This window comes from Microbacterium elymi (assembly GCF_021582895.2).
GTDB classification, from domain to species: domain Bacteria; phylum Actinomycetota; class Actinomycetes; order Actinomycetales; family Microbacteriaceae; genus Microbacterium; species Microbacterium humicola.
On sequence record NZ_CP091139.2, the window covers coordinates 1,667,741 to 1,694,545 of the forward strand.

General features: G+C 64.7%; 29 protein-coding genes and 4 pseudogenes. 24 read left to right on the forward strand and 9 right to left on the reverse strand.

Annotated elements, in window-relative coordinates; translation table 11 throughout:
- Positions 1-18: 18 nt before the first annotated feature.
- The 3 genes and pseudogenes from L2X98_RS09060 to L2X98_RS09070 all read left to right on the forward strand — a co-directional run.
- Positions 19-990 carry a hypothetical protein gene (locus tag L2X98_RS09060; protein WP_259613042.1) on the forward strand — a complete coding sequence of 324 codons (972 nt, stop codon included), beginning with the start codon at positions 19-21 and terminating at the stop codon, positions 988-990.
- Positions 974-1,603, forward strand: coding sequence for a hypothetical protein (locus tag L2X98_RS09065; RefSeq protein ID WP_259613043.1), 630 nt, complete (start codon positions 974-976; stop codon positions 1,601-1,603). The genes L2X98_RS09060 and L2X98_RS09065 overlap by 17 nt, the downstream gene beginning before the upstream one ends.
- A 160-nt stretch (positions 1,604-1,763) precedes the next feature.
- Positions 1,764-1,970, forward strand: a pseudogene (locus L2X98_RS09070) (site-specific integrase); the annotation flags it as partial.
- Positions 1,971-2,020: 50 nt separating this feature from the next.
- Here the strand turns inward: L2X98_RS09070 and L2X98_RS09075 are convergent.
- On the reverse strand, positions 2,021-2,686 hold the full coding sequence (locus L2X98_RS09075; RefSeq protein WP_259613044.1) for a hypothetical protein: 666 nt from the start codon (positions 2,684-2,686) through the stop codon (positions 2,021-2,023).
- 160 nt (positions 2,687-2,846) lie between these two features.
- On the opposite strand from L2X98_RS09075, the gene L2X98_RS09080 reads away from it, so the two are divergent.
- A complete protein-coding gene (locus L2X98_RS09080; protein ID WP_259613045.1) occupies positions 2,847-2,993 on the forward strand; it encodes a DNA-binding protein in 147 nt (48 codons plus the stop codon).
- A 175-nt stretch (positions 2,994-3,168) separates the two neighbouring features.
- Positions 3,169-3,555, forward strand: coding sequence for a hypothetical protein (locus L2X98_RS09085; RefSeq protein ID WP_259613046.1), 387 nt, complete (start codon positions 3,169-3,171; stop codon positions 3,553-3,555).
- A 460-nt stretch (positions 3,556-4,015) separates the two neighbouring features.
- Here the strand turns inward: L2X98_RS09085 and L2X98_RS09090 are convergent, their stop codons facing one another.
- Positions 4,016-4,420 carry a hypothetical protein gene (locus L2X98_RS09090; RefSeq protein ID WP_259613047.1) on the reverse strand — a complete coding sequence of 135 codons (405 nt, stop codon included), beginning with the start codon at positions 4,418-4,420 and terminating at the stop codon, positions 4,016-4,018.
- Between the two features lie 230 nt (positions 4,421-4,650).
- Here L2X98_RS09090 and L2X98_RS09095 point away from each other — a divergent pair, with 230 nt between their 5' ends.
- Positions 4,651-6,042 carry an ATP-dependent nuclease gene (locus tag L2X98_RS09095; RefSeq protein ID WP_259613048.1) on the forward strand — a complete coding sequence of 464 codons (1,392 nt, stop codon included), beginning with the start codon at positions 4,651-4,653 and terminating at the stop codon, positions 6,040-6,042.
- Between the two features lie 174 nt (positions 6,043-6,216).
- Here L2X98_RS09095 and L2X98_RS09100 read toward each other — a convergent pair whose 3' ends face one another.
- The gene (locus L2X98_RS09100) at positions 6,217-6,861 is read right to left on the reverse strand and encodes a hypothetical protein (RefSeq protein ID WP_259613049.1); all 645 of its coding nucleotides are present in this window, start codon (positions 6,859-6,861) and stop codon (positions 6,217-6,219) included.
- Between the two features lie 454 nt (positions 6,862-7,315).
- Between L2X98_RS09100 and L2X98_RS09105 the strand changes: the two genes are divergently transcribed.
- The 6 genes and pseudogenes from L2X98_RS09105 to L2X98_RS09125 all read left to right on the forward strand — a co-directional run bounded on the left by L2X98_RS09105 (position 7,316) and on the right by L2X98_RS09125 (position 11,759).
- The gene (locus tag L2X98_RS09105) at positions 7,316-7,786 is read left to right on the forward strand and encodes a hypothetical protein (protein ID WP_259613050.1); all 471 of its coding nucleotides are present in this window, start codon (positions 7,316-7,318) and stop codon (positions 7,784-7,786) included.
- Complete coding sequence (locus L2X98_RS09110; RefSeq protein WP_259613051.1) at positions 7,752-8,036, forward strand: hypothetical protein; 285 nt, start codon at positions 7,752-7,754, stop codon at positions 8,034-8,036. Before L2X98_RS09105 ends, L2X98_RS09110 begins: the two co-directional genes overlap by 35 nt.
- 167 nt (positions 8,037-8,203) lie before the next feature.
- The gene (locus tag L2X98_RS09115) at positions 8,204-8,650 is read left to right on the forward strand and encodes a hypothetical protein (RefSeq protein ID WP_259613052.1); all 447 of its coding nucleotides are present in this window, start codon (positions 8,204-8,206) and stop codon (positions 8,648-8,650) included.
- A gap of 580 nt (positions 8,651-9,230) precedes the next feature.
- Positions 9,231-9,605, forward strand: a pseudogene (locus tag L2X98_RS20740) (ATP-binding protein); the annotation flags it as partial.
- Between the two features lie 16 nt (positions 9,606-9,621).
- Complete coding sequence (locus L2X98_RS09120; RefSeq protein WP_259613053.1) at positions 9,622-10,386, forward strand: hypothetical protein; 765 nt, start codon at positions 9,622-9,624, stop codon at positions 10,384-10,386.
- Positions 10,386-11,759: an ATP-binding protein gene (locus L2X98_RS09125; RefSeq protein WP_259613054.1), complete on the forward strand. Its 1,374-nt coding sequence runs from the start codon at positions 10,386-10,388 to the stop codon at positions 11,757-11,759. The genes L2X98_RS09120 and L2X98_RS09125 overlap by 1 nt, the downstream gene beginning before the upstream one ends.
- 358 nt (positions 11,760-12,117) lie before the next feature.
- Here the strand turns inward: L2X98_RS09125 and L2X98_RS09130 are convergent, their stop codons facing one another.
- The 3 genes and pseudogenes from L2X98_RS09130 to L2X98_RS22655 form a co-directional block, all read right to left on the reverse strand.
- Positions 12,118-12,492, reverse strand: coding sequence for a hypothetical protein (locus L2X98_RS09130; protein WP_259613436.1), 375 nt, complete (start codon positions 12,490-12,492; stop codon positions 12,118-12,120).
- Positions 12,493-12,883: 391 nt separating this feature from the next.
- Positions 12,884-13,459, reverse strand: a pseudogene (locus L2X98_RS09135) (AAA family ATPase); the annotation flags it as partial.
- Positions 13,460-13,522: 63 nt separating this feature from the next.
- Positions 13,523-13,984 (reverse strand): NUDIX hydrolase, encoded by a 462-nt coding sequence (locus tag L2X98_RS22655; protein ID WP_259613055.1) that lies wholly within the window; start codon positions 13,982-13,984, stop codon positions 13,523-13,525.
- Positions 13,985-14,357: 373 nt separating this feature from the next.
- Between L2X98_RS22655 and L2X98_RS09145 the strand changes: the two genes are divergently transcribed.
- The 5 genes and pseudogenes from L2X98_RS09145 to L2X98_RS20755 all read left to right on the forward strand — a co-directional run bounded on the left by L2X98_RS09145 (position 14,358) and on the right by L2X98_RS20755 (position 18,501).
- Positions 14,358-14,987, forward strand: a complete 630-nt coding sequence (locus L2X98_RS09145) for a hypothetical protein (RefSeq protein ID WP_259613056.1) — start codon at positions 14,358-14,360, stop codon at positions 14,985-14,987.
- A pseudogene (locus L2X98_RS22660) lies at positions 14,984-15,262 on the forward strand (ADP-ribosylglycohydrolase family protein); the annotation flags it as partial. The gene L2X98_RS09145 and the pseudogene L2X98_RS22660, both read left to right, overlap by 4 nt.
- Before the next feature lie 41 nt (positions 15,263-15,303).
- A complete protein-coding gene (locus L2X98_RS09155) occupies positions 15,304-16,623 on the forward strand; it encodes an ADP-ribosylglycohydrolase family protein (RefSeq protein WP_259613057.1) in 1,320 nt (439 codons plus the stop codon).
- An 82-nt stretch (positions 16,624-16,705) separates the two neighbouring features.
- Positions 16,706-17,524, forward strand: coding sequence for an FRG domain-containing protein (locus L2X98_RS09160; RefSeq protein ID WP_259613058.1), 819 nt, complete (start codon positions 16,706-16,708; stop codon positions 17,522-17,524).
- Positions 17,525-18,063: 539 nt separating this feature from the next.
- Positions 18,064-18,501 (forward strand): helix-turn-helix domain-containing protein, encoded by a 438-nt coding sequence (locus L2X98_RS20755; RefSeq protein WP_354002973.1) that lies wholly within the window; start codon positions 18,064-18,066, stop codon positions 18,499-18,501.
- A gap of 142 nt (positions 18,502-18,643) precedes the next feature.
- Here L2X98_RS20755 and L2X98_RS09165 read toward each other — a convergent pair whose 3' ends face one another.
- From L2X98_RS09165 to L2X98_RS09175, 3 genes are all read right to left on the reverse strand, one after another.
- Positions 18,644-19,417, reverse strand: coding sequence for a hypothetical protein (locus L2X98_RS09165; protein WP_259613059.1), 774 nt, complete (start codon positions 19,415-19,417; stop codon positions 18,644-18,646).
- Between the two features lie 348 nt (positions 19,418-19,765).
- Positions 19,766-20,098 carry a hypothetical protein gene (locus L2X98_RS09170; protein WP_259613060.1) on the reverse strand — a complete coding sequence of 111 codons (333 nt, stop codon included), beginning with the start codon at positions 20,096-20,098 and terminating at the stop codon, positions 19,766-19,768.
- Positions 20,095-20,826, reverse strand: a complete 732-nt coding sequence (locus L2X98_RS09175) for a hypothetical protein (protein WP_259613061.1) — start codon at positions 20,824-20,826, stop codon at positions 20,095-20,097. Before L2X98_RS09175 ends, L2X98_RS09170 begins: the two co-directional genes overlap by 4 nt.
- On the opposite strand from L2X98_RS09175, the gene L2X98_RS09180 reads away from it, so the two are divergent.
- The 7 genes from L2X98_RS09180 (at position 20,816) to L2X98_RS09210 (ending at position 26,763) form a co-directional block, all read left to right on the forward strand.
- A complete protein-coding gene (locus L2X98_RS09180) occupies positions 20,816-21,598 on the forward strand; it encodes a hypothetical protein (protein WP_259613062.1) in 783 nt (260 codons plus the stop codon). The two genes, L2X98_RS09175 and L2X98_RS09180, sit on opposite strands and share 11 nt — an antisense overlap.
- A 452-nt stretch (positions 21,599-22,050) precedes the next feature.
- The gene (locus L2X98_RS09185; protein ID WP_259613063.1) at positions 22,051-23,097 is read left to right on the forward strand and encodes a hypothetical protein; all 1,047 of its coding nucleotides are present in this window, start codon (positions 22,051-22,053) and stop codon (positions 23,095-23,097) included.
- A gap of 45 nt (positions 23,098-23,142) precedes the next feature.
- The gene (locus L2X98_RS09190; protein ID WP_259613064.1) at positions 23,143-23,379 is read left to right on the forward strand and encodes a hypothetical protein; all 237 of its coding nucleotides are present in this window, start codon (positions 23,143-23,145) and stop codon (positions 23,377-23,379) included.
- Positions 23,380-23,472: 93 nt separating this feature from the next.
- Positions 23,473-23,601, forward strand: coding sequence for a hypothetical protein (locus L2X98_RS09195; RefSeq protein ID WP_259613065.1), 129 nt, complete (start codon positions 23,473-23,475; stop codon positions 23,599-23,601).
- 32 nt (positions 23,602-23,633) lie between these two features.
- Entirely contained in the window at positions 23,634-25,523 is a 1,890-nt protein-coding gene (locus L2X98_RS09200; protein ID WP_259613066.1) for a Z1 domain-containing protein, read from the forward strand.
- Entirely contained in the window at positions 25,477-26,082 is a 606-nt protein-coding gene (locus tag L2X98_RS09205; RefSeq protein WP_259613067.1) for a hypothetical protein, read from the forward strand. Before L2X98_RS09200 ends, L2X98_RS09205 begins: the two co-directional genes overlap by 47 nt.
- Before the next feature lie 132 nt (positions 26,083-26,214).
- Positions 26,215-26,763: a hypothetical protein gene (locus L2X98_RS09210; protein WP_259613068.1), complete on the forward strand. Its 549-nt coding sequence runs from the start codon at positions 26,215-26,217 to the stop codon at positions 26,761-26,763.
- Positions 26,764-26,805 lie beyond the last annotated feature (42 nt).

The window sequence follows — 26,805 nt, forward strand, 5'->3', positions numbered from 1 at the left end:
CCGGCTTGCGCCCGCACCATGTCCGGCCGCGACGCGGCGCTGGCCACGCAGGCGCAGCACGAAGCGGCCGACATCGCCCGGCACCTGTACCGCGGTCCGACCGACACGATCGACGACTATGCCCGGTGGGCCGACGAGCGGCTCGGCGGCCTGGCCTCATCCCAGCTGATCGGCTACACGGCCTACCCCGACGCCACGCACGCCGAGCCGTTCGGCACCCTGCAGCTGCGGGTCACGATCGAGCGCTACGACGGCGCCGACCCCTACGTGGCGTGCTTCGAGTCGCAGTTCGATTACTGGGGCGTCGTCACTGACGACCACGCGCACTGGGACGACGACAAGGCGGTCGCCCATTCGATCGACTGCCCGGCGGACGCGCATCCCATCGATCCGCCCGTCGACACCCGCCCCGTCTACGTCATGCCCGATGGCGCCGAAGACGTCGTCGTCGACGTGCTCACCCGCGCGACTGCGGAAGGTTCGCCCGACGACATCCTCGCCGAAGTGAAGAAGCGGATGCCGCAGCCCACCGGCGACCGCGAGGTCGCGTTCGCCGCGTCCGTCACGATCGGCGACCACCAGATCGGGTTCGCGATGGGGGATGCCGACGACTGCCTGCTCGCGGTGCGCCGGCCCACCGGCGGCGTCGAGGTTCTCCACGTTCCCCGCGTGCGCTGCTCGAGCCCGGAGAACTGGGATGCCGCGCCGAGACAGCCCTGCGCCCGGTCGATCAGCTGCGGGCGCCGCACTGAGCCTGCGGGCAACGGCTGGATCAGCTGCGGCGCACCGCCGGTATCCCGCCGTCAGGCCAGGTGGCGGGCGAAGAACCGGGCCGCGTCTTCGCCGGCGAACGAGGGCACCCCGGTGTGGCCGCCCAGGTTGGCCTGGAGCGTCTTCTGGGTCGACCCGAAGGCGTCGAACAGGTCCAGCGCCAGCTGCCGGTCGTTGCCCTCGTCATCCCATCGCAGCGCACGTGCAGCGGGATCGTGACCTGCCGGGCCTCTTCGAGCAGACTCGCCGGCACGTAGCTGCCGGCGAACAGGCCTGCCGCGACGATCCGCGGCTCGACAACGGCGAGCCGGATGCCGATGCCGATCACTCCGCCGGAGTATCCGACCGGGCCGCCGATCTCGGGCAGTGCGAGCGCCGCGTCCAGGAGCGCCCGCCATTCGGGAACGGCCTGGTCGACCAGCGGGAGGATGAGCCGGTCGACGATGTCGCTCGAGACCGGTTCGCCGGCCGCGAGCGCGCTCCGCAGGTCGGCGCGGGCGTGGTCGACGGCGGCGAGGCGGGGCCGGTCGCCGGCGCCGGGCAGCTCGATGGTGGCGGCGGCGAACCCCTGCCCTGCCGCGCCGGTGGCCCGCGCGGCCAGCCGCGGATACATCGGGCCCAGCCGGCCGGGGTGGCCCATCAGGATGAGCGGGACGGGATCGGCGGCGGAGGCGGATCCCGGGGTCCACAGAATCCCGGGGATCTCGTCGAGGGTGAACTCGCGCTCGACGACCTCGTGGTCGAGTCGTCGTTCACTGGTGAACTGCATGGTCGTGCCTTTCGGGAGTGCTCTTCAGACGGCGCTCCCGGACGACCTATCGCCCGACCGTGACCCCGCTGAGGAGCACCCACGTCGATTCGTTCATGGGTATCACCTCCTCGCTTCGTGTCTCGGCTGTGGGGCGAGTGTAGCAGGGGGCGCTGTTGTCGCTCGCCTCTGGAGCACTTGCCCCTGTGACGCCGCGCTTGCCGTGCGGCGTCCCACCGACCTGCCGGCGTCGCTCGCCATCAGCTCAGGCGCGAACGTGAAGGCAGTGCAACGGATGCTCGCGCACGCGTCGGCCGCGATGACGCTGGACACCTACGCCGAACTCTTGGACGATGACCCGGATGCCGTCGCGACGCGGCGCCTCAACGGCGCCATGCCACTGGTGGCGGTGCCGAACGGCCCGCGGACTCGCTACGCCCGACCGTCGTGAAAGCGCGTCGTTGCCGCCCCTCAGCAGATCTCAGAATGCGCAAGCGGGTTTCACGTGGTCTTGCGCCAGAAGGAGCCACCAAGGCGAAGGTGGCCGTGCCCCTGGAGGGACTCGAACACGTTCTGAGCATTTTGCATAGCGACGTCGAACGACAACTTCCGCGGAATTACGCGGGTTTTCGAGTCCGCTACGACATCCAGCGACGTCCGAAAACAGCCAGCGGCGAATGGAATGCGGCCAATCTGCGGCCACGAGTTGGCAGTGGGGGAGCGAGGCTCCGACCGATGCCAGACACGAATGCGGCCAAGACTGTATTGGTCAGGTCCGCAATGAGGCACATTTTGGGCGATTTGCGCGCATGAGTGCACTTTGCTTGGCAATGTGCATCGATGCAGCTTGATGCGTCCTTCTGACGTCAGAGCCCCAGCGAGGAGGTCCTCCGCGAGACCGGTTGCGCGCGCCCGCGCCATCATCCGCGTCGCCGTGCTGACGCTCACGCCGAGCTGATCCGCGACGAGCTTGAGTGGCGCGATCTTCACCGTGGTTGCGATCCGGTACAGCCTCACCGCCTCACGGACGGTCTCGCCGAGCTGGCGATCCGATGCGCGTGCCCGCACGTCGGCGAGGTGCTCGCCCAGCTCCAATGCCATACCCTCGCCGCGTTGCACCGTGACCACTTGCAGCGCAGACCGTTGGACAATCTGCAGGACGCTCACGTCCCGCAGCGAGGCGGCCGTGACTTCCTCCCCGCCCCCGCCCCCGCCCGATCCACTCTGACGGATGCCGCGACCGACCGTCGCAACTGCTGGTCATAAACGACGCGCACACGGATCACACCCAGGTTCTCCGGCTCGCCCGAACTCGCTCGCACTAACGATGAAGGATGCCGCCGAGCTCGTCGGGGTCGACTACCGCACGATTGAGCTCGGCATCGAGAGCGGAACCATACCAACGGTCCAACTCGACCCGCGCCGGATGATCCGCCGCGCTGGCCCGCGGCGCGCCTTTGGCGTCGACGCCTGATAGCGGCGCGACGTGCCCGGCGCTCACCGCACAATGGCGGCCGCTGTCGGAGTCCTCCACTAGCTTGCTTCTCGTGAGTGTTGAATTAGGAGCCCTCCTGGGCGCGATCACCCTCGCGCTTATCGCCGTCGTCGGGTGGGCGGGACCCCGCTGGACCAAGGAGGGCCGCCTCCTCATGCGCATCCGCCGACTCGGGGAGGCTTACGCTCTACTCCCTGAATCCAGTGAGCGCGATCAACTCGGCACCGTGATTACGGAGCTGGCTCATGAACTGAACGCATGGAACGGTCCAGACCGGAGGATGGCGCGACGATGGCGAATCGGTTCATCGATCGGAGCGCTGGTGATCGCCTACGGGGTCATGATTGGTTTCTGGTCAGCGACCAACCTCGATCCAAGCGTGCTCTGGGTCTGGTCGTTGATCGTCGGAACGATGGCCGGCGCTCTCTCCGTCGCGGTAACAGAGATCGCAGAGCGAGTCATCACCCGTCGAGCAGCAAGAGCGGCTCACGAGGCCCGCATGGGCGCCTTCCGTCGAGGAAAGTCATTAAAGACGAACTGACCGTCTCCGCGCGCGAACTATGCACAGCGAGCCACGGCGGGTGATCGGAAAGGCATCGGGGCGGGCATGCTCACGTTGGTGGGGTGCGCAACGAGGATCCCCAAGCGGGCGGTGCACGTTCGACGGGCCCATCTCGGCGCTCAGATGTCAGTTCGCGGAATCCGAGTCGAGTCGATTGGGCCCCCGCCAAGGTCGATCTTTTGCGCTCACTTACGCGTCGACACTATCGATGCGCGAGACGGCGGGATCCTTACCCGGGCACCGCTCGCGAGCAGAGTGGTCGCGTGAACCGAAACTCGGCGGCTAGTGGTCGTCGACCAGCGTCTCGCTTCCGAGCAGTCGAGCGTTCGGCGATGGATTCACCTGAGTCCCTCACCGATTGAAACTTCGACGTGTCCGTACGCCCAGCTAGGGTCAGAGGCGTTGATTTTCGAGGCGTGAGGGGGCGCGATGCAAGCTGTCATCGTTCCAGGTGTACAAGTACAAGAATGTGCTGGACTCGAGTGAGGTGTCCGTCGAGGACGACATCACGACCCTCGTCGGGATGAACGAGTCCGGGAAGTCCACGATGCTGGACGCGCTCTACCGGCTCAATCCCGTCTACGGCGACGGCTTCGTAGAGCTCGAGGACTACCCGCGCTGGAGGCGGAGCCGAGACAGTCGCAGCGAGGACCTCCTGCAGGTCTCGCCGATCCAGGCGACCTTCCGCCTCGAGAAGGCCGATCTCGACACGCTGACGGCGACCCTTGGCGACGGCGTCGTGACTGCCGACAGTGCGCTGGTCGGTCGTCGCTACAGCGGTGAGACGTGGGCACAGGTCGAGCTCGACGAGGCACGGTTCCTCCAGAACGTTCTCGAGGGGCACCCCGACGCACAGGCTTTCGCTGAGCAGCACAACACCGTCGCCGCACTGCGCGCCGCGCTTCAGGCGCTGGCTCAGGAGGAGGCCGATGCCGCTGCCCGTGCCGCTGCCGAAGCCGCTTCTGCTGCCGAAGCCGCTGCGCGGCAGCGGAGGCCGAGGCCGAGGCCGAGGCCGCAGGCGAGACGGTCACGTCGCCGGCTCCGGTTCCTGCGCCTGGCACGTCCATCCAGGAGGTGCTCGCACGCATCTCTGCGGTCGTCGGTACCGGCGATCTCGAGGCAGTGGCGAACTCGATCGTCCTGGCTCGCATCCCCAAGTTCTTCCTCTTCTCGGACTACCAGAGTCTGGAGGGACGGGTCGATGTGGCGACGCTCAGGGAGGATGCCGACGAGCAGCCTGGTGCATCTCCCCGGCAGACCGCTCGTGCTCTCCTGAAGCTCGCCAACACCGACGTCAACGCGATGGCGAACTCGAACTTCGAGTCGAGCACGGCTGAACTGGAGTCGGTCTCCAACGACCTGTCCAGGGAGATGAAGGCGTACTGGAGCACCAACCCCGAGCTCCGCATCAAGATCATGACGGAGCCTGAGACGGTCGCGGACGCTCGCGGGGAGCGCAGCGTCATCCGCTATCTCAACTTCCGCGTCGAGGACCGCAAGCACGACTTCACCAACAACTTCTCCCGCCGGTCGTCAGGCTATAGGTGGTTCTTCTCGTTCCTCGCGGCGTTCAGCGAGTTCGAGAGCCGCGGCGAGGACGTCGTCATCCTGCTCGACGAGCCCGGCCTCACGCTCCACGCCAAGGCCCAGCGGGACTTCATGCGATTCATCAACGAGCGCCTCGCGCCGGCCGGGCAGGTCATCTACACGACCCACTCGCCGTTCATGGTCGACCAGATCGAGCGCGTCCGTGTGGTCGAGGATCGCGGCGAGGACATCGGGTCGGTCACTTCCTCTGACGCGTTGGAGGTGGGCGAGGACAGCGCGTTCCCGCTGCAGGCCGCGCTGGGCTACGACCTCAGCCAGAACCTCTTCATCGGCGAGCGGAACCTGCTCGTCGAGGGCCCGTCGGACCTTGCCTATCTCGACCTGCTCAGTCGTGCCCTCCGCAAGGTCGGAGGGGTGGGGCTCGACGAACGCTGGCGCATCCTTCCGGCTGGTGGTTCCTCGAACGTACCGACCTTCGTGTCACTCCTCGGCCGGAAGGTCTCGGTCACCGTCCTGCTCGACTCGGGTGTCGAGGGTGCGGGCAAGGTCGAAGCCGCGATGAACGCGAACAAGATCGACAGCGATCGGGTGGTTCTCGTCAGCTCGGTGCTCCAGCAGAATCACGCCGATATCGAGGACCTCTTCGCGGTGGAGGACTACCTCGCGCTCTACAACGAGGCGCTGGGCAGGAGCATCACGGCTGAGAGCCTGTCGGAGCACCACGATCGCATCCTGAAGCGGCTCGAGTCCGCGGGAGAGCCCAAATTCGACCACTGGCGGCCCGCCGAGCTCGCTGCACGACCCCGCCCGCGTGGACGCGTTGTCCGCAACGACGCTCGACAACTTCGAGGCCCTCGCCGAGAAGATAAACGCGACCCACCCCTGACGACTCCTCCGCCCCACCCCGGTCGCGAGTGACGACATGGGGTCGGCCATCGTGCACATGCAGGATCGGGGCGTCGCGCAGCGCACCAACGACGATGGTGGCTCTGTCTCCCGTTCCGGAGCGGTCTGACACAGTTGCGGTTGCGGCGCGAACTCCGAAGCTCATTCGCGCTGAGTCCCAATCGGGGAACCGCGCCACCGCGTCTCTCATCGGCCGATCGAAGGCCCTCCGGGCTGGGACGGCCCCTGGTGGGGCGCCGCAGGGTCGTATGGCCTGCCCGGGTTGTAGGGGTCGACCGCTGGCGCCCGCCGCGGCTCCTGGATGCGGACTTCGGGTGCCAGACCGGAGTCGCGCGCGCGACTCATGAGGCGGGTCGCGGTGCTCTGGCTGATCTCGAGAGTGTCGGCGACGAGCTTCAGCGGGGGAAAGCTGATTGCTGTCGCGACGCGATAGACGGAGATCGCCGCGTGGAGGGACTCCATGGGCTCTCGCTCCTTATGTGCCCGCACGCGACTGAGAAACTCGCGCACCGGTACACGGTCGACCTTGTCGCCATCGTCGATGCCGACGTCGACGGTGACGACATCAAGAGCTGACCTCGTCATGATCCAGTGCGTCCGCACCTCCCGGAGCACCTGGCTGGTGATGTCGACGCCCTCCGCTTCGCGCTCGAGGGCAGCGAAGACGACGGCGCTGCGTCCGAGCGTGTCATCCCACTCCACGCGGACGGTGATCGTTCCGCGCGCGCCCTGCTCACCCGACACGCGCGCGCGCCACGACTTCGGAAGACTCACCCCACTGCCGAGATCAATGCGTTCGTCGCTGAAGTCATACGCCTCGACGTCTGCCATGGAGCCCACTATTCCAGGTCGTCGACGATTTGCGAAGAAGACTGTCGATCTTGGCTCACGATTGTGATGGCTTGCGACGAAGGGAGACTGACACTGCTGGCTCACAGGAAGGAAGGGCGATGAACCGGTCACAGGACTGCTTGGCTCTGACAATGAAGGATGCCGCCAAGCTCGTCGGCGTCGACTACCGCACGATCAAGCTCGGGATCGAGAGCGGGACCATCCCCACGGTCCAACTCGGCCCGCGCCGGATGATCCCCCGCGTCCCGCTTGCTCCGCGCCTTCGGCGTCGACGCCTGATAGCGGCTCGACGGGCGGCGCTGCCCAACGTCGAATCAGCCGGCAGGCACGACGCGACCCCTTCCGGCTACAGGCGCGGTTGGTGGCTTCGCCCATCCGCCACTCACGGCACGTCAACCGAGTCGCTGGTGTCCGCGCTCGATAGGGTCGCAGCGTGATCCCGTCAGCACTTGCCGCCACGACCGACCCTGAGGGGCTCTGGTACATCTTCTGGTGGACACAGAACGAAGACATCTCAGAGTGGTTGCGGACCGTGGCCGCCGCGCTGCTCGGTGCCCTGATAGGTGGTTTTTTCACTTTGGCCGGGCAGAGCCGCTCCGCGAAGCACCAGTCGCATCGTGATGAGAAAGCTCGGGAGGCCGCCGTGGCGGACGCACGCCGAGAAGACACCAAGGCTGATGTGCGGGCCCTGTTTGAATCGTTCATCGACCTCGAGCGGTCGATCTCGGACGCCGAGCGCACATTCGGGCAGATGATCTCGCAGCGAGCCCTGGTACCCAGTCTGGAAGACGATCTGGACAAAGGAGCGCCGTCGATTGCTCCGTGCTCAGGCGGGATTGATTCCCGATCGCGCGACGCGGGAGGAAGTAATGCAGGTGATCTACTTTCTCAACCAGGCGCGTAACCAGTCGGCGGAGGGAAACTGGCCCGGGTCGCCCGATCGGGATCTGTATCGGCTCGTGGAGGCTTTGGCCGGCGAGGGAACCGAGATCGTCGAGGCGTACCTGCGCCGCGACCCATTCGAGACGAGGCGTGCGGGCTTCATTGAGAAGCTCGTTCAGACCGACGCCGAGTACGACGAGTGGGAGCGCCGCGAGATCGAGTGCCACGATGATGCGATGGAGGACATCGCAAACCAGGAGTCCAGGCCGTAGGTCCCCGCTCGATGTCACGTTGCTGGACTGTCGTCGCCCGGACTCGCCTCGATGAAATGGCTCGATCGACTCCAGAGAGCATTCGCTGGTCCCTGGCCTATGTCCCACAGGTATGTATAGTCACAACTAAGCTCGTCCGAACGAGTTCCGCACGAAGAGGAGCCGGTTTGATCGGCCATAAAGATCTCAGCGCTGGGATGAGTGCCGAGTTCGAGTTGTCGGGCGCTCGCTCGACCTACCGTCTGCGCGCGAAGGTTGCGGGTCTCAATGAAGATACGGTGCAGCTGAATATGGCTGACGGACGGACCATAGCAGTGCCGCTGACAGCTCTCGTAAGCATTGCTCATGTGGACAAGCCGAATGCTGAGCCGACGCAGGATTCCCGGTCGGCTCGCGTTGCACCCACGCAAGGCGAGTTGGCCCGTGCGATGGAGAGCACCTTGGCAGCCGCCGAGACCGAACCGCAGGCTTTGGAGCGCGCGAAGTTGATCCGCTTGCGCCTCAAGGAAGTGCAGGGTGATGTATCGTCCGCGCTGAACACTCGTCTTGTCAAGGCCGTACTATCTGTCGCGGAGGCGGTCGAGGCGCAAGCTGTCGAACGACGACTTCGTTAGCGCGGCAGGTCCAAGGGATCGCGCTGCCAGTGCCATTCGTCAGGCAAGAGCAGACGGACGATATAGGTCTTCGCGCAACGCTCTGACAATCGCCCTCGTGAGCGCACTCGACAGTTTGGTCGCTGAGCACGAAGAACATTGGATGACCACTTCCACGAGGGCCGCGCACCCACCAGTCATCGTCACCCGCGACCGAGTCAACGTCACGCGAAGAAACGATCACGAGTTCGATCTTCCCGTGAGGATCAGTCTCGACCAGTCGGCGTTGGAACTGCGCGACGTAACGGTCGTGTTGGACAGGTATCGAAATCTGAGCCTGATTGGTCGAGCGCCTAGCCTGCCGCTGCTTGAGAGCGGTCAAACCACGACAGTAAATGTGCGGCTTCGCGACAACCGCAAGCAGGGTGCACGTTCAGATATTCGTATCGACGCGCACCTGAGGTATCGCTTGCCAGATGGTCAGACCCATTCGTCACCTCGGCAGTCCTTGCTGCTGAGCATTCAGGGCAACGAGGCGCACACCGAGATCCCAAATCCATATCGTCCCTACGCAGGCGGCTTGCCAGTGTCATCACCTGAGATGTTCTTCGGGCGCGAGGCAATGATTCACGACCTGGTTCGCGATTTGGGCAAGACGCCAGGGGGTACGTGCTTCGCCGTATATGGGCAACAACGCACCGGTAAGTCGAGCGTCCTTGAGCAAGTGAGAACGCGCCTACTCGAAAGGAAAGCTATCGTCGCCTCGTTGTCAATGGGCACGATTGACCGCCGGAGCGTGACTGTCGATTTCGTGGAAGAGATCCTGGACCAGTTCCGTATCCAAATCGACCGCGCACTTCCTGCCCAAACATCAAGGCTCCTATTGGATCGGTGGCCCGAGACGGCAGCCATAGAGAGCCGCCCGCTGCGGAGCTTTCAGAGGGCGCTGGAGGCAGGCACGGACGCTCCTTCGGTCTACTGGCTTGACTGGAGTGGCATTCGTTGTCGTCGTCGACGAGTTCACATATGTCTACGAGATCCTGCGTCGTCGCGGCATCGACCCCTCGGAACACAACGAACTCAAAGATTTCATGCGGCAACTGAAAGGCCTCCTCGAGGCGAGGCTATTTTCCGCTCTCTTGATAGGCCAGGACACCATGCCGAGGTTCTTGGAGTCGTATCCAAACGAGTTCAGTGTCATGACGACCCGCAAGCTTGACTATCTCACAATGGATGAGACCCAACGACTAGCCGACCTACCAGTCAGAACGGCCGAGAACAGCAGTCGCTATACGGGTTACGCGCTAAGCACGATCGCGTCATATACGGGCGGACACCCGTTCTTTACCCAAATCCTCTGTGACCGAGTGATAACCCTCGTAAACTCCCACAACCGCTCCGAGGTTACCGAGACCGACGTAGAGGAGGCGGTCGAAGGCCTATTATCCGGTCAAGATCGCATTGAGGCGCATAAGTTCGACTGCCTCGTCACAGCCGACAATACGCACACATTGATGTCAAACGTCGAAGACGAGGAGGAGGCCGATGGGACCGAGCTTGCCCTAACCGTACTGCGGAGAATTGCGCACCTCTCTGGTAGCCAAAACAGCCCAGTACCGATCGATCACCTGCAACTTGATCCGTGGCGAGTTATGGCCCTCGAAGATCTGCTCCTACGCGGAGTCCTAAGCCGTAACGAAAGCGGGGTTTCCATCCGTGTTCTCCTTTACGCCGACTATTTGAGAAGACATGAGTGATGACCGATAGAGCAAAGACTCCCGAGCGGGTCCGAGCGCTGCTAAGTGCTCCCGCGAACGTTGCGCTGCACGGAAGCCCCGGATCCGGCAAGTCCTGGATCAGTGATCGCGTAATTCACCTACTCGAGGACGCTGGGCAGCCGGTTATCCGTGTAGACCTCTCGACAACGTCGTCGGGCAAGGACGTGCTTGCCGAACTGCTTGTTGGCCTCAATTGCACCGATGTCCGCGCCCACACGGACACCGGCTCTATCCGTGAGGTATGGCGTTCAGTTCGAACGTGTCTGATGCAGTCGGATCGTCACTTCGTCGTGTTGCTGGATCAGTTCGACCGAGTGGTCCACTTCGACGACGCAGTAGACTTTTTGCTCCTGTTGCGAGAATTGGTGCATCGCCCAGAATCGCTTCGATGCACGGCCTTGATAGTCTCCCGCCGTTCGCTTCAATCCATCGAGACCAAGGTCTCCGGGATCTCAACGCTCGCGAGCGTGTGTTACACCCAGTATCTCGGTAGCCTGGCTGCTAACGACCTCGATGACCTCGGACCGGGTGCAAGCGGGCTCACAGATGCGGAGCGGACCGATTGTCTTCGATGGTCGGGTGGGCACCCCTCACTCGCTAAGTACTGGTTGACAACGCGCCCCGACTTGTCACCTGATCCATCGGGCGACATGGAGCGCGCCAAGATTGCTTTACGCGTTCTGGATCACCTCGCCGACCTGCGTCTGATCGATGCAGCGGCACAATACGTGCTGGGGCCGATCGTCGACGATCTCATGTTCGAAAGGCAAGAGCTTGAATTGCTCGGCATTGTCCCGGAGCAGGTGAACCATGTAAAGGATCGCGGGGAAGAAGAGACGCCCATCTCCTTGTCGGAGCAGCAGATATTTAGAGATGCGCTACGACATCGCACATGGAGCATGAACCCATGGGGCCTCTTGGGACTTGCAGAAGTTCGGCTGAGAGGAGTGATAGATAGTACGCTTCGAGACGTCTACGGGGAGGAATGGGAACACCAGGTCGCCAAGAAGCACCCGGCTGTAAAGAAGGCCCTCGCAGACGCCCATGCTAAACAAGCACGGGACACGAAAATGTTCGCGCGCCAAGCTCCATGGCTGTCCTACACATATCCCGGTGACCTTTGGGACATCGTACAAGTCGAGTGGAGCGCGTTCGTAGGCTTATTCAGCACGAAAGACAAGGCCCACTGGCGGAGCGTCATGACTGGTCTTGCACAGTATCGCGCGCCGCTCGCGCACGGTCGACCTGAAGTCCTCGGTGAGGCACAACGGGCCCAATGCCGCCTGTTCGCCGAAGAGATCATTGAGAGAATTGATCAGTACGAGCATGCGCGGCTGACCCCATCTTTATGACTCTCCGCGCGACGCGCGAACAGCACGAGGGCATTCGAAAAGGCGGTCGGAGCCGACCGAGGTGAGGGGACAAACGGTGTCAGCAAATCTCGAAGATGGGTTGGCGATCGTTGAGCGGATCGAGCGAATTCGCTCCTTGCAGCGAGAACTGCGTGGCGCATTCGCCCGGAGCGAACTCGATGGCGGAGCAAAGGAGGCGGCAGCACATCCCCTGTATCTCGAGGCGGAGGACGAGTTGAGGTCCCTTCATGACCAACTTATGATTCTTATCTAGCCTCCAGCGTCGTTCGGGGAGGCGTAAAGCGCCAGCTCGCCGTATCTCCGAGCATGGATCTCAGCGTGCGATTGAGCGGAAGCCTCAGATCCCCCTTCCTCGCCCCGCACCCGCCGACGGTGCTGGCCCGGCTACCGGTCCGGTCGCCATCGGCGCCAAGTCCCGTTCCCGCGCCGCGCGACGCATCTCCGCTTGGGCCGCGCGCACGGCATCCTGCATCGTCAACTCCGGAGTGCCGCGCTGCATCGACTCGGCGAGGCACTCGCGGGCCGCGGCATCCGTTCGCGCCACGACGATCGCGACGTTGTGCACCCGCCCTCGCGTGAGGCCGACATAGAGCCCTGCCGCATCGACATCCGGCCCGACTACCGACGCTTCGGCGGTGTCGCCCTGCACGCCGTGCGCGGTGGATGCGTCGGCGAGCTTGCAGGTGCTCCCGCGCGTACTCGGAGGACACACGCGCCACCTCTCCGCTGTCGCTCACGGAGGCAAGAGACAGGTGCTCGTCGCGGATGCCGCGCACTACCCACTGCGCGCGATTCTCGACTCCCGTGAGCCGGTCGTTCCGACGGGTCTGAACGATGTCACCGACGAGAATCCGCTGCTCTCCCATTCCCCACGCGGCGACGCAGACGTCGAGCTCGCCCTCATCCACTCGCCGCTGCTGGATGGCGTCGTTGATCGCATCCGCCTCCGCATTCGTGCCAGATACCAGCGTCACCCGCTTGCCGCGCGCGTGCCAATCGAAGTACGCGTCGATCATCCGCCCACGCGCCGCTTCGCGATGATCGACCCGATCGACGTGACCGCGTTCGGCAAGCTCCCCCGCAACGACCAGCGCACGCTCGCGATCACCCGCATCCCGGAGCCGCAGTGTGAGTGCCGCGTAGTCGGGATCGCGGAACCGGTGCACCGTGTCGAGCTCGACCGCAGCGTTCGCGTGCCGGATCGCAGAACCCATCGCGCCCGCATGTCCGACCGGCAACGCCTGGTGCGTGTCACCCACGAACGCCAGTCCGGCGCCCTGCTCGATCGCGAGCTCGACAAGGACGTTCGCCGTCTGCAGGTCGACCATGCCGGCTTCGTCGACGACGATCCGATCGCGAGAACGCAACACATACTGGGTTGGTCCGCAGTATGCGGCGCCCGTGCTGGGATCGACGTCTCCCACTCGAAGCCTGGCGGTCACGCCATCGAGCTGGTCGCGCTCCGCTACGACGTCCGTGCGCGCGAGCGCGCGTATTGCGTCCACGCCCAGCAAGGCACGCCATAGGCTGGGATTCAGCGCGCCGCTCTCCGCACTCTCGGTTCCTGTTCCTAAGCAGTCCAGAAACCTAGACGAGAGAACGGCGTGCGCCCGTTCAGACCCGCTCAACAACCCACGGAAGAGCCAGGAGAGCCACTTCTGCTCACTGAAATTCCCCATGCCGGGTCGCTCCGCCGCATGAGGTTGGGCCTTCCTCGATGCTGGTGGTCTTCGACCACTCCATCAGCCTGCTGAGATCCGCCGATACAGCTCGGCGGGGCGGCCGCGTCCTTCGCTGAAGGTCTCGCCGGTCTGAGCGAGCCCGGGCAGCATCGATCGCCGGAACGTGTCGGGCAGCAGCCTGTGTCCGGCCACGGCTTCATGGACGTGGCGCAACTCGCGGATCGTGAACGGCTCGGTGAGCAGCCCGGCCGGATCTGGTGCGGCGCGATACCTCGAGCGCATCGCATCCACGGCGAACGCGATGATCGCGTCGTGGTCGTACGTCAACGGCGGAAGCGATTCCACTCGCACCACCTGCACTCCGTCGGTCAGGGCCAGCCGGCTCAACTGCACGACGTCGTAGTGCGCGACACTGAGTACCCATCCGCGGTCGTCGCGAGCCGGCGCGTCGAACACGTGCAAGCTGACGGGGATGGATGCCGGTGAGCCCGGCCTTTTCGCGGAGCGCGCGGTCCGCGGCATCCGCCAGCCGTTCCCCGGGATGGACGAAGGTACCCGGCAGGCGTCGACCGCCGTCGCCGTCGGACAGGAGCAGAACCCCCACCGTGTCGTCCCACACCGTGAGTACCGCGGTGTCGACCGCCACGGAGGGGCGCGGGTAGTCCTCGAGCGCACGACCGGACCGGTCACGGTATGTCATGGCTCCATTTTACTGAGACTTGCGCAATGTCGGAGGTTCGCCCCATACTGCAGTTATTAACGCACAAGAGCGTAAAACCTGGAGGAAGACATGAACGACGGCATCCGGGGGACGATCCCCGCCGAACTGATCGGCGGTCCGCTCGACGGCACGCGGTACGGCGACCTGCCCGACACGGGCAAGCCGTACACGAACGTGACGCTGAGCATCCCGCTCACCCAACCGGCTGACGACAGCGACCATGCGATCTACGTCTGCCGCGGTGACGCGAAGCTCAACGGGACGTGGCAGTTCTACTATCTGCGCACGGACGTGGCAGGGCAGGGTGAAGCGCCCGCCGGCACACGGGTATCGCCGGATGCCGGGGACCCGGATGCTGGAGCCCAGGTCGCACTTGCGTGCGCCATCGCGACGATCGCGCACCGCGGCCAGACTGACAAGGCGGGCGTACCGATTCTTGCGCACGCGGCGAGAGTGGCTGCCCGCTTCGACCCGCTGCGGAAACCGCTTGAACACTGCGTCGCCTGGCTGCACGACGTCATCGAAGACACCGGGGTGACGACCGCCGATCTGCGCGCGGCCGGCGTGCATGCCGACATCGTCGAACTGGTCTGCGTGCTCACACGCGCGCCGGGAACGCCGGCGGCCGAGTACTACCAGCGGGTCGCCGCCGTTCCGGTCGCACGTGCGGTCGCCTCGGCCGACATCGGCGACAACCTGCGCCCGAAGCGCACTCGGTTGCTCGACCCTGCGACGCGAGACCGTCTCGCCATCAAGTACGGACGGGCGCAGCGCATTCTCGGCCTGGCGGGAGCGGAGCGTTGAGCGCACCGGAGACTAGGCCACGGGACGAGCGAGGAACGACCAGACGCCCGCTCCACCTGACCGCAATCCAGCTCGACCGCGCCGTCGGTGCCGTGCTCGGCTCGGCAGCGGGCGATGCCCTCGGGTCGCGATACGAATTCGGCCCGGCGTTGCCCGACGAGGTCACCCCGGCATTCGGCCGCGGCGTGTTCGGCCACGACGTCGGCGAGTGGACGGACGACACCAGCATGGCGATGCCGATCCTCCGTGTGCTTGCCGACGGCCGCACACTCGAAGACCTGGCCGCGCTCAACGAGATCGTCGCAAGCTGGTGCGAGTGGTCGCGTTCGGCCAAGGATGTCGGGGCGCAGACCCGCAGCATCCTGTCCGCGCTGCCCGTGCCGACGGCCGCCGCAGCATTCGCGGAGTCGGAGCGCGCACACGCTGCGAGAAACGCAGCGCCGGCAATGGGTCGCTCATGCGCACCGGACCAGTCGCGCTCGGCTACCTCGACCGAACCACCGCCGAGCTCGTCGCCTCGGCCGGTCGCGTCGCGCAGTTGACGCATTGGGAGGATGACAACGTCCACGCATGCGCGCTGTGGTGCCTCGCGATCAGGCACGCCATCATGACCGGCGTGCTCGACATGCGCACTACCCTCGACGTGTACGTACGGACCTTGACCGACACTCGGTCGTTGAGCGAGGAGCGCAGCACCCCCCGGTCGTTGAGCGAGGAGCGCAGCGACGAGACGAAACGCCCGACCCCTGGCCCGTCGAGCGAGGCCGAACCGGCCGAAACGAACCGCCGTTGGTCGGCTCTGATCGACGAAGCGCTCACACCTGGCGCCCATCCGCGCGACTTCAACAAGGCCAACGGATGGGTGGTGCGGGCTTTCCAGGGGGCGCTTGCCGCGGTCGCCGGGTCGCAATCGTTGCCCGATGCCGTGCAGCGCGCCGTCCGCGGAGGTAACGACACCGACACGGTGGCGGCGATCGCCGGGTCGTTGGCCGGCGCGGTGTACGGCGGCACCGCAGTACCGCTGTCGTGGAAGCGCGTGCTGCACGGCTGGCCGGGCATCGACGCCAACGAGCTCACCCGCCTGGCATACCTGGCCGCGCGCCACGGCGAGCCGGATGCCGCAGGCTGGCCGCTCGCCGAGCGCGCAGCCGTGTCACCGGCGAGTGACGTTCTGGTGCGGCATCCGCACGATGACGGCGTGTGGATCGGATCGATCGCCGCGCTCGACCGGCTGCCCGACGAGGTGGATGCCGTCGTCTCGCTGTGCCGCGTGGGCACTGCACAGGTGCCGGCGTGGTGCGAGAGCGTGCAGGTGTGGCTCGTCGACCAGCCGGACCGCAACATCGACGTCGACTTCGTCCTGAGCGAGACAGTGGATGCCGTCTCCGCCCTGCGCGCGCAAGGCAAAACGGTGTTCGTGCACTGCTTCGAAGCGCGCAGCCGCACGGCCGCCGTCGCAGCGACTCTACGGCGCCCGCCATTGCGGCGTTGTTCTGGACCGGGCGTGGGCGGATGTTCGCGACGTTCTCCCCGGGTTCGCACCGCAGGAGTTCCTGCGCGAGGCCGTCAGGAGGATCGCTGCAGGATGAGTGCCCACCGCAGAGGGTGCACGTGCCATGGAATGATGTGCCCATGACGGCCCCTGCGCAGATCGACGCGACCGACCTCTTCTCCCCTGGCAGGAGACGATCGACGGCTGGCAGTCGTTCCAAAGCGCGGTGAACCACATCACGTCCATCCACCCGGATCAGGGGTTCGTCTGGCGCGGCCAGACGGATGCGAGGTGGGGCTTGCACAGTTCGCTGTACCGACTGCTGATGGACACGACTGGTAGCCCGCCTAGCGAGAGCGAGCTGAATACAGCCGAAGCGAGACTGCTGCGCATGGCGCGCACGGAGTGGCGGCTGGACGGCATTCCGGCACTGCAACTCTTCGCGCAGATGCAGCACGTGGGCGCGCCCACCCGGCTGCTCGACGTCACGTACAACCCCCTTATCGCAGCATGGTTCGCCGTCGCCAGAGATACGTCGGCAGATGACCTCCCAGCGCGACTGCTGGCGTTCACCGCAGGAGAGCCACTGCAACTCAACTCAAATTGGAATGGGAACACGCCGCGCTGGCATCGACTTCACGACACCTCCGCACGGCGGGCCGTGAATTGGGGTACGGGATACGGGCGCAAGATCTGGCGACCACCGGCATTGCACGGCCGGATCCCGGCACAGAACGCGGCGTTCATCCTCGATGGCGTTCCGATCGACGCCGTCGATGCGGCGCCGGGCGAAGGCCGCGGCCGTTCCATGTGGGCAGCCGACGAGGTGCGCCGATTCTCCTCGGTACCGATGCGGTTGGCGCATCTCCGTGAGGGGCGTCTCCCCACGAAGGCTCCGGTGTTCACGTATGTCATAGCCCCGGACGCGAAGGTCGAGATCCGCAATCAACTCGAGCAACGGTTCGGCCACCGATTCGCGACCATCTACGCCGACCTCGAGGGCCTCGCCGAGTACCTTGAGAAGTGGCCCGAGGTGCTCACGTAGCGCCGGCGCGGCGAGGGACGAGACGCCAGAACGATACCGAACCTACGAGCGCACGGGCGTGCGCCGTCGGAGCAGACACGTGGATCGAGCAGAAGCCGCCGAGGTTGCGCCCAGCGCGACGACCCCTCAACCGCTAGAGATTTCCGATCCGGAGGTCGGCCTTGAGCCAGGTCTCCACGACGCCTCTCACCGCGGCCTCGAGAGTGCTTCTAAGCGTTGTCCGTCACCCTGGGTGCCTGCGTGCATTGCCCCTTTCTGTTCAGCCCGCGACTCCGTGGCGGCGAGCGTTCTTTTGCCCGGCGTGGGCAATATCTGCGAAGCATGTGCACGGCGCTAGGTTCGGTCTCTCTCGGCAAGCGCTTCGAGCTCGTTCATCAACAGATCAAATCCCGGTGGGGTGAGCTGCTTGAGGTTGTCGGACCAACAACGCCAGGGCGCTCGCGAAGTGATCGTCGACAGTTGTGGGAGCATTCAGTCGTTCGGAGCCCGATCGACAGTCGCCCTTTGCATGACTTCATCTGTTCTGAGAGCATAGAGGCATGGCCCGCGTCAGCCCCGAACCGCACGGAGGTTCCTCCCCGCGCACCGGAGACCTCGCGCTTGGTCGCCGTATCGCTGCGCGACGTGACGAACTTGGGATGAGTCGAAAGGATCTCGCCGAGGCAACCGATCTCTCATACCCGTACGTCGCACAGATCGAAACCGGGTACCGGCTCCCATCTGCAAAGCACCAGGTCACACTTTCGCGTGTCCTCGGGATGTCGCTTGATGACTTGTTCGACACCGCCGGGGCCTTGCCAGTGCCTCGATCCGCTGCCCTATCAACCCGGGTGCGTCCGTCCATCGAGGAGGCGATCACGCGGGCTGTCCAGGACCTGGAAACGCTCCCCACGTCCGTCCGAATGGAAGCACTCAACAAAGTTCAGACTCGCGTGATGCAGGGCGTCGTCGAGGAGCGTAGCCGCGCGCAACGCTGAGTCTTGCTCGACTACCTCACCGTTACACGCGTTGCATCGCAGACGCGTCGTCGCGACCCGACTGTAGCTCGCGGGGCTTCGCCGGCCACGGATTTGTCAGCGACCTCGAGTTGCAGCATTCGCGGTACGTAGCCGATGGCTCTTACCCCAGGTGCCCTGGGAACCACGTCTCCGGGGTGACCGCAGCGATGCGCGACGTTCCTGTCTCGTCGAGGTACAGCACGTCGCCGTAGTTGGTCACGCGAATGGTGCCCCCAGGCTCCATGACGCCGGCCACGGCATCCTCGATCTCGCGCGCGCGCTCGGCGCATATCGGTCTCACCGTATCCCGCAGCGCCGATCCCGAGTCGATGTCGATGAGCTTGCCGTCGCGGATGTCGTAGAACCTCTTGACCAGGAACCCGCGGGCTGTCTCGCTTTCGGGGTCTTCGCCGGTGTAGCCGAGCAGGCGCTCTTGACCCTCGACGAAGCCGCCGACCGCGCCATCGGCATCCACCCACAGTTCACCCATCGGGCGCGCCGAAGTCCACTGGCGGATCTTCTCGCCAGGATCGCCGCTGATCTCCTGGCGAAGCGACGCTCCGGTCGCGATGTCGACCACGTCACGGGTGCGGGTCACCTTCACTCGCCGCGCGGGAATACCGCCACGCCAGAGAGACCCGATCGGAGGGCGAGGCTCGTTGGCCACGGGTTCGAGCGGGATCTCGGTGGGCGGCTCACCACTATCGGCATCCATTGGCGCGTCCTGCAACGTGGAACTCACCTGCGTCTGTCCCGGCTGATGCTGTCCCGACTTGATGCGGTCGATTCTCTTGATCATGCGGATCGCCGGGACAGCAACGCCCATCGACGCTCTCGTGCCGAAGTCGCGCAGATACTCTGCCGCTTCCCGCAGGCTGCAGTACCGACGGCTCATCGGCGAAGTGCAACCACGTATTGCGAGTGTCGATGATCTTCTTCGAGAGCACGCGCAGATCCCCCGTGTTCGGGATCACCTCGCGGTAAACAGTCTCAGGAGCGCTCAGAAACTCCCGCAGGAAGAAGCTCGGGTCGGCCGGCGACTGGCGCCGCTTCACATGAACCGGATCCTGCTCGTTCCGCCATGCGACGTAGTCATCGAACCAGCGCGCACCATGCGTCGGTGAGAGGATGCCGTGACTGCGGTTCGCGAATTCGAGTCCGAATCCGCGCATGAGTGAGAAGTATCCCTTCATCACCTCGCCATAGGTGTTGTGATCAGGGAACTCGACGATATATCCCGCCATCAGTACAGCGCCTCCACTCCACCATCGCGGCCGAAGCCCTTCATGATCGGGATCACCCGCGTGATCGCGAACGCGGCGAAGACCGCCTCGAGCCCGTCCTCCGAGACAGCGAAGGCGGGGTGCTCACGGTACTGCCGAGCTTCCGGCCTGAGGTCCTCATACGCCCCGATCCGAGCGCCGTGCGAGATCAGGAGGTCCGCAGCATCCGCGCCTGCCAGGCCGTTCAGCTCTTCCCACGTGATCGACGCGAGCGACGGGTAACCGCGATCGCCATACTTGAGGGTGCGTAGGAGCGCCACCCGCGCACCGTTGCCACCGTCGGCGAGCGTCATGCGGCCGGCCGCCTCGAGCCGGCGATAGGCGTCGGGGCCAGCGAGGAAGTCGAGGGCTGCACGTCCGCGGAGCCGTCCCCCCAGACCGTGCATCCGATCGTCATGCGCAATCCATCGCTGGATTCGATAACCGCTTCGCGAAGTCTGCCCTCTTGCTCGGTACCCCCGCGGCCGGCCGACACCGAGATGCCGCGGAAATCGACATCCTCAGGTCTCATCACGATGGCGACCAGCCCGACGTTGAACTCGACATCGTCACCCATCAGACGGCCTCCCCTGCCTTCGCCGCCAGCGAGCGTCGTGTACGTGTCGCGCACCATCGTGTACGCGGGACCGGACTTGCCCACCTTCTGCGGGTCGAAGTCTCCCATCTGCATGATGCCCTTGAACCGCTTTGCGATCTCGTCGAGGTTGTCGTTGAGGAACGTCGTCGGGTCCGTCTTCCACGCGATCGTGCCGTCTTCGCGGCGTTCGAGCAGGGCCGAGAGGCCGTAGACGAGCGGGATGATGAAGCCCTCGGGGCTCGCGTACTTCGCGCCCTGGTCGGTGAAACGCGTCTTGTGCGGAGTCTTCGAGTTCGCGGGGTTCATCTTGCTCACTGCGGTGATGCGCCCGTACAGTCCGCCGTTCTTGTTGTACGCCTCCGGGAACTTGCGGTAGATCAGCTCGTACAGCTCGGGGATCTGCCCCGCGATCGCCAGCGCGCTGAACACCGGGATGTTGTGCAAGCTCAGCGACCGCGCCGTGCTCCTTGGTGACCACCGGCGAGCTCATCAGCCGCTCGAAGCGTACGATGCAGTCGCCCTTGTTGCGGTACAGGTTCTGCGGAAGCGGCGGAACGACCGGCTTGCCGTCGTCGGCCGCGGGCATCGGCTCCAGCGTCCCGAGCGGAATCCACGCGAGCGCGACGATGTCGGCCACCTTGATCGGCTTCGGGTCGCCCTGCTGCCATTCCACGCGCTCGCTGATGTACGACGGCAGCGTCTGCTTCAGATCATCGAAGTAGCCGCGCTTGTTCGCCTTCGCCTCGACCTTGAGCTGGACGTTGTTGTTGCGAGCCGCGCAGATGTCGAGGAGGGAGGCCTCGAATTCCTCCGTCACGACCTCATCCTCGGGGTCGGAAGGAACGATGAGCTCCACCGGGATCAGGAAGTCCAGATCGGTGCTGTCACCCTCGCGCACCTTCGCGCGGAGCTCATCGACCGCCTCAGCCTGCTCATGCCACAGAGTGCGGAAGTCGTCCCAGACCTTGACCTTCCTGATAGAGGCGTCGGGCACACCCGCCTTGGCAAGGACGTGGAGGCCGATCGCGAGTGTGTTGTGGCCGCCGTCGAGGATGCCTTCGATCTTGCGCTTCTCGAAGTTCACGCCGATGCGGTCGCGGTCGAGGCGCCGGTAGCTCGACGCACCCAGGAGGATGCCCTTGGTCTTGAAGGGGAAGTCGTTCGGGGTGTTCTCGATCGACTCCCGGATCGCGGCCGTGACCTGTCCGACCTTTGAGGACCGCGGATTCGCCTCCAGATCGATCACGTCGATCACCGGAACGAAGTGCCTCGCCGGAACGAACCCCGAGAAGCGGGTGATGCGTTCAACGGTCTGCTCGACGAGCTTGTCGAACTTGATCACCGCGTGGAATGCGGAAAATGTCGCTGCCACGGTGGTGTTCATTGCTCTACCTCTTTCATTGAGGAGAGCCCCTGGAAACAGAGAGGCCGGCTCGAGGCCGGCCTGTGCTGCGGCGGGTCGGGATGACCCTCCAGAAGCCCTGCCGGGTTTCTTGTGTGGTGACGCGTCTCCATCCGGAGCCGCCAGGTTGTGCCTTCCGCCGGGCATTTCGGCCCGACGTGTCGAGCATGACACGACGACCGCTGAATGCACAAGTAGTTTTTTGCTCAGCGCATAGTCTATTGTGAATGCGACACCACCTGATCCGATCCCGAAGGTCGAACCCGATGAACACGACAACCACGATCAGCGACCGCAACAAGCTCATCCTCGACCGCTACGCCGACGGCGCGACCCTCCAGGAGATCGCTACTGTTGTCGGCCTGACTCGTGAGGGTGTGCGTCTTGTCGTCGTCAAGCACGGGGGAGCAGACGCCGAGGCGTCGCGTGCCGCTCGCCAGGCCGCGAGAGAGGCGGTCGCCGCACAGGCCAGCGACGAGTTCCTGGCCTCGTTCCGCGACCTCGCGTCAAGTCTCGCGAACCAGGGCCTCACGCGAGCCGAGACGATCTCGCGGCTTGCAGTGCTATATCCGGCCATGGATGTCGTCGTGGCCGACGATGCCCTCAAGGCGTCCGGCATCGTGTTCGACCAGAACAACGACGTCGACATCTTCTCCAATGTCGCCCTCGAAGCGGGAGTGTGGTTCCTCCTCGGCTCAGAGCTCCGTCTCAAACCCGACTACGCGTGGGCAGTCGTGAACCTCCCGCAGGAGCTGCTCGACGAGCTCGGAGCGCACCTGGTCGAGGCATCCGTCACCCCTGAGGAACTCGCGACCATCCTGGGCATCATCGGCGCCGCGCAGCGGGCCGCCCTCGACGACGGGACCCTCACAATCACCGGCGCTCGCTACAACGAATTGCGCGGCGAACTGCTCGATGCGATGGGGTTGACGTCCGCGAAGGGCGCGAAGCCATGGCCTCCTACTCGCCAGACGATCCAGAAGCGATACGACGGCTGGAATGACGCCCTTGAGTCGATGGGGTTGGCGACGGCGGCCAAGGGCCGGCAAAAAGGACTGCTGGCTTTCAGCGAGGACGACTACACGCAGGCGATCGTCGACTTCATCGCGGATGCGACGGAGTCTCGCACCGAACAGACCTTTGCGAACTACGAGAAGTGGGTCAAACAGCAGGCGGCTGCGGGCACTCGCCGTCCGTCGCCGGCGTCGATTCGCAACTTCTACGGAGCGTGGCTGCCGGCTCTGCGCCGGGCGGCGCGCGCGCATTCGGCTTCCGGAAGTGTTGGGATGCGTCCCGCAGCACTTCCTCGATAGCGTTCAACCGGGGCGCAGATGCTCCAGACAAGCAAGGAGTGAGCTATGGCGGCAATTGGGAAGTTCGTGGTTGGTGATCGGCAGGTGAAACCGCCCCAGAGCACGGTGGAAGGATATGTGCAGAAGGTCCTGGACGAGGACGGGACCCTCTATCTCTACCTCTACAACTACAAGGAGAGTGGCCCAAGGCCGGGCGACTCCCCAACCCAGAGCATCCACTTCGACTACACCGCCGCTAAGGCATTCAAGGCGATTCTCGACGAGACATTTGGCGGGCTCTAGGAGCGGACACCTACCGGACGCCAGACAACTGCGCCATGGGGACTGACGCAGGTGCACATACCACCTACTGAAAAAGGGGAGCATTCAGACCTGATGAGTGACCTGTACTCGGACGATGAGATCGACATTTTTACGAACATGGTCGGCGCCTGGGTCGCCGGCGGGCAGTCGCTCGATTCGGTACGCAGCTTCTTCGAGCGACGCGAACACCGAAAGAGCTGATCGAACTCGCGATCGCGCGACACGAGATGCGGATGTCCGACATCGCCGGCGTCGAGGTCGTCGTCGACCCGAAGACTCCGCATACGCCGTGGTACCCGGGACCGAAAGCGAGCGATCGCTTCTGGCCCCCTGTGAAGGCCATCCTCGAGGATCGTGTCGGTGATGCGGCCGTCACCGACATCGACAAGGTGACGAGCCTGACGCTGTCGAAGCTGAACCCTCCAGGGAACCACCAGTTCTCGGATCGCGGCCTGGTCCTCGGCTACGTGCAGAGCGGCAAGACGACGAACTTCATGGCACTCGCGGCGAAAGCGGCGGACGCCGGCTACAAGCTCATCATCGTGCTCTCCGGCGTGACCGACATCCTCCGCGATCAGACGCAGGCTCGTATAGATGAAGTGCTGGTCGGCGACTCGGTCGAGTGGTATCCGCTGACGAAACGGGGTGAGGACTTCGCGCAGTCAAGCGGCGCCGCTGCGCTCTTCACGAAGTTCGACGGAGCTCTCATCGCCGTCATCAAGAAGAACCCGGCACGACTTCGCCGCTTGCGCGATTGGATGACCGGCGCAGGGAAGATCGCGATGCAGCATGCTCCCATGCTTCTGATCGATGATGAGGCTGACCAGGCAAGCATCGACGTGGGGGCCGCTGGCCGCACCTCGACGATCAATGGCCTTCTCCGCGACATCTTGAAGCACCCACGCAGTGCATATGTCGCTTACACAGCGACGCCGTTTGCGAACCTACTCATCGACCCGAGCAACGAGAACGACCTCTATCCGCGCACCGTCATCGTGTCGATGCCGAAGCCCGCTGGCTACTTCGGGCCGGAACGCCTCTTCGGCGGTATCGACTCACCGGACGAGGCGGGCCTTGACATGATCCGGACAATTCCGGCGGCAGAGGCGGTGTCGGCCCGACCTCCGGCTGGCTTGGGTGCGGTGAAGACTTGGAGCCCGACCCTCGGTTCGGAGCTCCGCCGCGCGATTCTCTGGTTCGTTCTCTCGACCGCCGCGAAGCGGATTCGGAACGGGCACGGACAGCATTCCTCGATGCTGATCCACACGTCGATGCTCTCGGACGCACACTTTCGCACGCGGGACATCGTTTTCGATGCTCTCGAACCGGTGCGTGTTGGCATCGCGACCAACGACACGAGCACGCTCCTCGAACTTGAGGAGATCTGGAAGTCGGAGTCGGCGCGCGTGCCGGCCAGCAGCTTCGGGTACGAGTCCATCACGTGGGGTGAGCTGGGGGCGACGCTGCGTGCGACCATCGATGACATCGACATCGTCGTCGACAACTACAAGTCTTCCGACCGCCTGAGCTACTCCAGCGCGAAGCCGACAACGGCCATCGTCATCGGAGGCAACACCCTCTCCCGCGGTCTGACATTGGAAGGGTTGACGTCCAGCTACTTCGTCCGCTCGGCGTCCGCCTACGACACGCTCCTTCAGATGGGCAGATGGTTCGGCTATCGCGGAGGGTACGAAGATCTCTGCCGGGTCTGGATGACCGACGAGCTGCGCGGATGGTTCCGCGACCTGTCCAAGGTTGAGCAGGAGATCCGCGACGAGATCGCGCGCTACCGCCGAGAGGGCCTGTCGCCGCTCGAGCTCGGCGTGCGCATCCGACTGCACCCGGATCTCGCGATCACCGAAGCGGCGAAGATGCGGAACGCCGTGAACGCTTCGCTGTCTTACAGCGGCCGTAACCCGCAGACAACCGTATTCCGGCGGTTGGACGGCGCACGCCTCAATCGCAACCTTACGGCGGCGAAGGACCTGCTGGAAACGGTGCAAGCGCTATGGCGGCGACATCGCGAAGTTCCCCGCGGGCGCCTCGCTCAAGCAGTCGCTCCGTGGATATCGCGACGTGCCCGCGGAGTACATCCTGCGCTTCCTCGAGGACTACGAGTTTGATGAGGACCAGCGCGAGATGACCCGAGCTCTGCTCACCGACTACCTCAAGGACGAACTCCAACAGGACTCGCTGCGGAAATGGCGCGTGGTGATCATGGAGGGACCCAACGGCGAGAAGCTGGATCTTCCCGGTATCGGACAGATCGGCACGGTTGTCCGCAGCCGGCTCAGGAATACAGACGACGATCTCGCAAACATCCGCATCCTCACGAGCGCCGAGGACCGCATCGCAGGCATCGACTGGGAGGGCGGCGAGACGCCGCCCAAGGGCGCAGACCTGGTGGTCGAGCGCTCCGAACGGCACCCAGACGAAGGCATCCTGCGTCTGTACTTCCTCGATCGCACCTCGGCGCCCGCCGCCAGCGCCACAACGCGCGTCCCGCTCGACGCAGTCGGCATCGTCACAGGCATCTCGGTGGACTTCCCGGAGTCGTCAACTCCCGACAAGGCCATCGGCTACGTGATCGCCAACGTGCCGGGCGCAAGCGGACATCGAGGAAGCCGATGCTCTGGACGCCGCCGACAAGGCAGACGAGCAAGAGCTGGACGACGCCGATGAAGCTTGACCTTTGCTCCGAGATGGTCCCGCCCACCGGAATGATCGACGGCGACGCGGCTCGGCGAGCGCTCGGGAAGCCCAACCTCGGATTCTGGGAGGTCTTCCTACGGGAGTCGCTGCAGAACAGCTGGGATGCGCGCGTCGATCGCGGCGGATCGATCGACTTCGCGATCGATGCCGTCCGGTTCGATGCAGCGAGCGATTGCCACGCTTCGCGACCTGGTCTTCGCGGATTCACTGCCCGCGCCGGCCGATCAGCTTGGATCGCTTTTCTCCACGGGCAATCTCAACGCACTGCTCGTCCGTGACGGCGGTACTCGCGGTTTGTCCGGGCCCGCGCCAGCTGATCAGGCGGTCGATGACGGCGTCCGAACCGACTTCCGCAATTTCGTGTTCGACATCGGGCGCGATCTTCGTCGGGAGCTCGGCGGTGGAACGTACGGGTTCGGAAAGGGCGTCCTGTACGACGCGAGCTCGGTACGGACGTGCCTGGTGTACACACGGACGGAGATGGACGGACAGCTGATCGACCGTTTCATCGCGACCTGCGTCGGTTCAGGTTTCGCGCACGCCGGCCGTCGCTTCACCGGCCGCCACTGGTGGGGGCAGCGCCCGAGAACGGAGTCCTCCCCCTTGAGGGCCCGGCAGCGACGGAACTCGCCGCACGGCTCAACATGCTGACCAGTGGCGGCGTTACAGGCACGACGATCGCCGTGCTTGCCC

Bases quoted from the DNA above. Each gene is read 5' to 3' on its own strand.
- L2X98_RS09060 (WP_259613042.1), top strand. From the start codon at position 19: ATGTCCGGCCGCGACGCGGCGCTGGCCACGCAGGCGCAGCACGAAGCG.
- L2X98_RS09080 (WP_259613045.1), top strand. From the start codon at position 2,847: ATGAAGGATGCCGCCGAGCTCGTCGGGGTCGACTACCGCACGATTGAG.
- L2X98_RS09085 (WP_259613046.1), top strand. From the start codon at position 3,169: ATGCGCATCCGCCGACTCGGGGAGGCTTACGCTCTACTCCCTGAATCC.
- L2X98_RS09100 (WP_259613049.1), bottom strand. From the start codon at position 6,861: ATGGCAGACGTCGAGGCGTATGACTTCAGCGACGAACGCATTGATCTC.
- L2X98_RS09110 (WP_259613051.1), top strand. From the start codon at position 7,752: ATGCAGGTGATCTACTTTCTCAACCAGGCGCGTAACCAGTCGGCGGAG.
- L2X98_RS09125 (WP_259613054.1), top strand. From the start codon at position 10,386: ATGACCGATAGAGCAAAGACTCCCGAGCGGGTCCGAGCGCTGCTAAGT.
- L2X98_RS22655 (WP_259613055.1), bottom strand. From the start codon at position 13,984: ATGCCGCGGACCGCGCGCTCCGCGAAAAGGCCGGGCTCACCGGCATCC.
- L2X98_RS20755 (WP_354002973.1), top strand. From the start codon at position 18,064: ATGGCCCGCGTCAGCCCCGAACCGCACGGAGGTTCCTCCCCGCGCACC.
- L2X98_RS09165 (WP_259613059.1), bottom strand. From the start codon at position 19,417: ATGAGCCGTCGGTACTGCAGCCTGCGGGAAGCGGCAGAGTATCTGCGC.
- L2X98_RS09170 (WP_259613060.1), bottom strand. From the start codon at position 20,098: ATGACGCTCGCCGACGGTGGCAACGGTGCGCGGGTGGCGCTCCTACGC.
- L2X98_RS09180 (WP_259613062.1), top strand. From the start codon at position 20,816: ATGTTGTGCAAGCTCAGCGACCGCGCCGTGCTCCTTGGTGACCACCGG.
- L2X98_RS09185 (WP_259613063.1), top strand. From the start codon at position 22,051: ATGAACACGACAACCACGATCAGCGACCGCAACAAGCTCATCCTCGAC.
- L2X98_RS09190 (WP_259613064.1), top strand. From the start codon at position 23,143: ATGGCGGCAATTGGGAAGTTCGTGGTTGGTGATCGGCAGGTGAAACCG.
- L2X98_RS09195 (WP_259613065.1), top strand. From the start codon at position 23,473: ATGAGTGACCTGTACTCGGACGATGAGATCGACATTTTTACGAACATG.
- L2X98_RS09200 (WP_259613066.1), top strand. From the start codon at position 23,634: ATGTCCGACATCGCCGGCGTCGAGGTCGTCGTCGACCCGAAGACTCCG.
- L2X98_RS09210 (WP_259613068.1), top strand. From the start codon at position 26,215: ATGCGCGCGTCGATCGCGGCGGATCGATCGACTTCGCGATCGATGCCG.